Here is a 5,604-nt window from a genome sequence, read left to right as displayed (position 1 = left end):
ATTGCTGGTGTTACGCTTTCCGGCTTTCTATTTTCAACTAGGATTGCTATATAATATCTAGATTTTCTTTCTGCTAAAGTTACGAAACAACATCTACTTTTCCTTTTATGATCTAATCTGCCTGATTCCACTGTATCTGCTTCCCAGTGGCCTAATTCTTGCCTTCTGTATATCTCTTTAGGTCTTTTCTTAATTGTTCTACCTTTATCATTGAATTTTCCTCTTTTTTCTGCTGGCCTTTTAAATTTAGCTTTTCTTCTCAAATTTTTCATACTAGTTTTTGGCAGCTTTTTGGCGTGTATCATTCTATATATCGTTGATGTAGATGGTAATTCATGAATCTCATTTGTGTTTCTATTTGATATTTGTTCAGGGGACCAATGTTCGTTAATCTTTACAGTTAAATAATCAATAACATCTTTAGAAAATTTACTTTTTCTATGGCAGTCTTTTCTTCTATCAATATATTTATCATTTGCCTTTATCGGAAAGTACTTAGTGTAACTTCCCCTACTAACTTTTATCTTAGATGAATTTCTTTTAATTTCTCTAGATATTGTACTAGGTGACCTTTTAAGTGCTTGTGCAATTTTCCTTATACTCATTCCTAAATTTAAAAATTGGTAAATACAAGATCTTTCTTCTATGGTAAGATGGTTATAGCTCATAGTTAATCACTCCTTTTAATATGTTTTGTTTGGTCACTTACATATTAACACAGCTGATTAGCTATGAGTTTATTTATGTTGCACTTGTTATGATAAATTATCGCATAAAAATATCTGTTAGGGATTTACTCCCCAACAGATATTATAGAGCCCTTTTTTACCAACTCTTTCTAAATTTTGCGCATAAAAAAAGGACTACCTAAGTAGTCCCTTAATTTAGCTAGTTATTGCGGATTAATACCATCCTCTTAATTTCATAGCTACATCTATTGATTTGATTGCATACATGTAAACAGCTTCTCTTAGAGTTACATTGTATTCATCAGCAACTGCGAATACGCCTTTGATAGCTTTCATCATGTCTGCTTCTTGTTTTTCTTCTACTTCTGCTTCTGTCCAGTAGTATCCATATTGATTTTGTACCCATTCATAGTAAGATACTAGAACTCCACCTGAGTTAGTTAAGATATCTGGTGTTAAGTTGATTCCTCTTTCAGTTAATACTTTGTCTCCTTCTGGAGTTGTAGGACCATTAGCTGCTTCACAAACTAATTTAGCGTTTATTGTTTTAGCTCTTTCGCCTGTGATTACATTTTCTAATGCTGCTGGTACTATGATATCATATTCTTTTGTCCAGAATTCTTCATCAGTAATTCTTTCTGCTCCTGGGAATCCGATAAGAGTTTTGTTAGCTTCTTTGTAAGCTAATAATTCTTTGAAGTCGATTCCATTTTCATTGTATAGAGCATAGTTTCCTTCGTTTCTATCCCATTCAGCGATAGCACAAACTTTTCCGCCTTGTCTTTCAATGTTCTTAACAGTGAAAGTACCTACGTTTCCGAAACCTTGAACAGCTATTTTAGCATCTTCCATTTTGATTCCGAATCTCTTAGCAGATTCTCTAACTACTACAGCTACTCCGAATCCAGTTGCTTCGTTTCTTCCTTCACTTCCGCCAAATGCTACTGGCTTTCCTGTGAAAGTTCCGATGTCCATTCTTTCGCCGTTTAATTTTACATATTCATCAACGAACCAGCTCATGATTTGTCCGTTAGTGTTTACGTCTGGTGCTGGGATATCGATTCTGTCTCCAAGATATTTATAAAGACCTCTTACCCATCCTCTTGATAATTGTTCTAATTCTCTTTCTGATAGTTCTGCTGGATCTACGCAGATTCCACCTTTTCCTCCGCCGTATGGTAAGCCTAGTGCTCCACCTTTGAATGTCATCCATAGAGAAAGAGCTTTAACTTCATCCATGTTTACATTTGGATGGAATCTAACTCCACCTTTTGATGGACCTACAGCGCTTGAGTGAGCACTTCTCCATCCTTTGAACACTTTAACTGTACCATCATCCATTTTTACTGGAATTGAGATTTCAATTACTCTTTGTGGTTCTTTTAATAGTTCATATACTGCTGGATCGCATCCTAATTTTTCGCATGCTATTCTTACTTTTTCTTGTGCCGCTACTAACGGATTAAGTGTATCTGTCATTTTATCTCTCCTTAAATTACTATACACCGTGATTTCTCACTCGGTTATGTACTTCCACTATTTCATATAGTGGTAATGTTTTCAACAATTTGATTATACCAAATAAAAATTTTTAAAACAACCGCTAAACGAAAGAATTTTTTTATATAACTCTTTCGTTTATAGCTTTATTTTATTGAGATATTTATCCCTTTTGAGTATTATTTATCACTTCTCCACGGTTAAGCGCGAAATAAGCAGAACTTATTAAAAGTCCACCTAATATATTTCCTATTGTGGCAGGAATTATATTGTGTAGAGCCATAGCCATATTCACTTCATCTGATAAGCTGATTCCAAGAGTGAATACTGTCATGTTAGCAACAGAGTGTTCAAAGCCTAGTGCTACGAATGGTAATATGCACCAAAAAATCATTATTAGCTTTGCTGCTTCTGTCTTTAGCTTGTAACAAGTCAATACACCTAAACATACCAATACGTTACAAAGTATCCCTCTAAAGAAAATCTCCATTGTTGTATGGTGTGCCTTCGCAATTGCAAGCTGAACTATAGCCTCTCCTATGCTTTCATTTCCCAATCCTGTTCCTAAGAATAGACCACTTAAAACTAATGCTCCTAAGAAATTTCCAAAATAAGAAAAAGCACATACTGTTATCGCTTCTTTTGTAGATATCTCTTCGTTGTAAGCTCCTGATGATAGAACTAAGATATTTCCTGTAAATAAGTCCCCACCAGCCATCATTACAAGTGATAATGCCATAGTAAAGATGATTCCGCTAAATATTTTGCTAAATGGAAAATCCAATCCTCCAAAAACAGATCCGGATAATCCCATACTTAAAACTCCAAACCCGATATACATACCTGCAAGTCCTGAGGTTACTGCATATACAAGTTTGGAGTTCTTATACATTCCAACTTTTCCTTTTGCCGCGTTTGCAAGCGACGATGTCAATTCTTTATACATTAATCCACCTCATTGTGGATTTTATATTGTTCATGTCAAATATTAGTCTAATTTCAAATTTTCTTCAGGTATATCTGTGTGTATAACTGCTATAAATTCAGGTCCAACATGCGCTCCTATTACATGTCCTATTTTTTCAGTTCTTATATATTTAGGATCCATGTCAAAATTCTTTATAAGGGCATCTTTTACTTTCATAGCATATTCGTCAGTGTCTCCATAGCCTAAAATCACAGGTTGATTTACAACTTCAGGTCTCAAATTCTCTATGAATTTCTTAACCATGTTCTTATCTCCTCTGACTTTGTCTACCACTTCAAGCTTTCCATTTTCAGGTATAACTCTAAGCATAGGTCTTATATTTAAAAGCCCACCTATTATAGCGCTACTTCTTGAAACCCTTCCGCCTCTCATCAAAAATTCCAAAGATGTTACTGAAAAGTTTTCCTTTATTCCATCTTTATAGAATTCTAAAAGCTTCATTATCTTTTCAAAATCAGCTCCTGTTTTAGCAAGCTCAGCAGCTTTTTCCACCATATATCCTAAACCCACTGTAGCAAGTTTAGAATCAAATACGTGAATCTTTTCACCATATTTTTCATTTATATTTTCAGCAATTAACTTTGCCGCGTCAAAAGTTCCGCTTATACCAGAAGATAGACAAATATATATTACTTCTTGTCCCTTTGAAGCATAATCTTCAAATCTCTCTTGATATATTTGGTTTGAGACTTGGCTAGTCATAAACACTTCGCCAGCTCTCATTCTTGAAAACATATCCTCTATAGATAGTTCTCCTTCATAAAAAACTTGTTCATCATTATTTACATAGATTGGCAACATTTCTACATCAAGTGCTTCTAATATATCTTTTGAAATGTCACAACCTCCATCTGTAATTATCTTTATACTCATATCAAACCTCAATAATTTATTTTAGGCAGCCCTAAATCTTTCTTAACCGCCACCATTCTTATTACAAAAACTATAAGAGCAGACAAAATCATGACTTCATCTATCCCCAGCATCTTCCTAAAAATCAAATAGAAACACGCTCCAAAAAAGGAAGCCGACGCATATATTTGCTCTCTAAATATAGATGGGGTTCTGTCCGCAAACACATCTCTTATAACTCCCCCACCTACTCCAGTTATCATTCCCGAGAAAATAAGCAAGAACTTTTCATCTGTATAACCTAAATTCAATGCAGCATTTATCCCCGTTACAGTAAAAGCTCCAAGTCCTATTGCATCAAAATAAATCATAATCTTCTCAAAGTTTTCCAATGTCTTAGAACTCAATAGGTCAGTTTTAAAGTAGCATACTATAAAAATTATTATAGATGATACAACCGCTTGAATAGCACACGATGGATCTGTAAACATATTGGGTGGATGGTATCCTAAAATAACATCTCTTATGCACCCTCCGCCAAGAGCTGTAGTAACTCCTAGCACTATAGTACCCATCAAATCCATTCTTTTTCTTATCCCAAGCATGGCTCCAGAAAAAGCAAATGCAATTGTACCTATTACCTCTAAAAACAAATCTATTTGTTCATAACTCGGCATCTTACACCTACTTAATTTTTTGTATTAATTCTTCCAATTCTTTAGGAGTTGATACAACATAGTTAGCTCCTGCTTCTGTCAACTCTTGTTCTCCTCCATAACCCCATTTTACACCTATAGAGTTTAAATTCAATTCTTTGGCGCCATTGATATCATAAAATCTATCTCCAACCATGTATGTCTTTTCAATATCGTATCCTCCTACATTTTCCAAAACATATTCCAAAACTTTGGCTTTAGTATTTCTTGACTTATCCTTTGCCGCTCCGCCTATAAATGTAAAATATTCATCTACCTTAAAATATTTTAAAATCTCTCTTGCACTATCTTCCACTTTAGAAGTTCCAACAGCAAGAGTGTGTTCTTTAGACAACTCTCTTAGTGTCTCTTTAACTCCCTCGTACATCTTACTCATGTACTTGCCTTTTTCTGAAGATAATTTATCATAACAAGTGCAACATAAATAAACTCATAGCTAATCAGCTGTGTTAATATGTAAGTGACCAAACAAAACATATTAAAAGGAGTGATTAACTATGAGCTATAACCATCTTACCATAGAAGAAAGATCTTGTATTTACCAATTTTAAATTTAGGAATGAGTATAAGGAAAATTGCACAAGCACTTAAAAAGGTCACCTAGTACAATATCTAGAGAAATTAAAAGAAATTCATCTAAGATAAAAGTTAGTAGGGAAGTTACACTAAGTACTTTCCGATAAAGGCAAATGATAAATATATTGATAGAAGAAAAGACTGCCATAGAAAAGTAAATTTCTAAAGATGTTATTGATTATTTAACTGTAAAGATTAACGAACATTGGTCCCCTTCAGGAATTTCAAGACCAATTCCAAGAGGGACTTTTAAAGTCTCTCCTGGATTAATAACATAATTATC

At 34.1% G+C, this 5,604-nt stretch carries 6 protein-coding genes and 1 pseudogene; 1 reads left to right on the top strand and 6 read right to left on the bottom strand.

Translation table 11 applies throughout. The features are described from left to right. The 6 genes and pseudogenes from B8869_RS09955 to B8869_RS09930 form a co-directional block, all read right to left on the bottom strand. Positions 1-668: IS30 family transposase (locus B8869_RS09955; RefSeq protein ID WP_084231469.1), on the bottom strand; the 668-nt coding region annotated here is incomplete at its 3' end. Positions 669-902: 234 nt separating this feature from the next. Continuing rightward, positions 903-2,168, bottom strand: a complete 1,266-nt coding sequence (locus B8869_RS09950) for a Glu/Leu/Phe/Val family dehydrogenase (protein ID WP_084231468.1) — start codon at positions 2,166-2,168, stop codon at positions 903-905. 184 nt (positions 2,169-2,352) lie between these two features. Beyond that, on the bottom strand, positions 2,353-3,135 hold the full coding sequence (locus B8869_RS09945) for a formate/nitrite transporter family protein (protein WP_084231467.1): 783 nt from the start codon (positions 3,133-3,135) through the stop codon (positions 2,353-2,355). Between the two features lie 42 nt (positions 3,136-3,177). Continuing rightward, positions 3,178-4,050, bottom strand: coding sequence for a DegV family protein (locus tag B8869_RS09940; RefSeq protein WP_084231466.1), 873 nt, complete (start codon positions 4,048-4,050; stop codon positions 3,178-3,180). A gap of 8 nt (positions 4,051-4,058) precedes the next feature. After that, positions 4,059-4,706: a trimeric intracellular cation channel family protein gene (locus B8869_RS09935; RefSeq protein ID WP_084231465.1), complete on the bottom strand. Its 648-nt coding sequence runs from the start codon at positions 4,704-4,706 to the stop codon at positions 4,059-4,061. A gap of 7 nt (positions 4,707-4,713) precedes the next feature. Beyond that, positions 4,714-5,139, bottom strand: a pseudogene (locus tag B8869_RS09930) (HAD hydrolase-like protein); the annotation flags it as partial. Between the two features lie 181 nt (positions 5,140-5,320). Here B8869_RS09930 and B8869_RS12150 point away from each other — a divergent pair. Beyond that, positions 5,321-5,428: a helix-turn-helix domain-containing protein gene (locus tag B8869_RS12150; RefSeq protein WP_234989837.1), complete on the top strand. Its 108-nt coding sequence runs from the start codon at positions 5,321-5,323 to the stop codon at positions 5,426-5,428. Positions 5,429-5,604: the final 176 nt, after the last annotated feature.

The organism is Peptoniphilus asaccharolyticus DSM 20463, assembly GCF_900176115.1.
Classification (GTDB): domain Bacteria; phylum Bacillota; class Clostridia; order Tissierellales; family Peptoniphilaceae; genus Peptoniphilus; species Peptoniphilus asaccharolyticus.
Note: the sequence above shows the minus strand (reverse complement) of the source record. Positions and strands in the feature narration are given on the sequence as shown.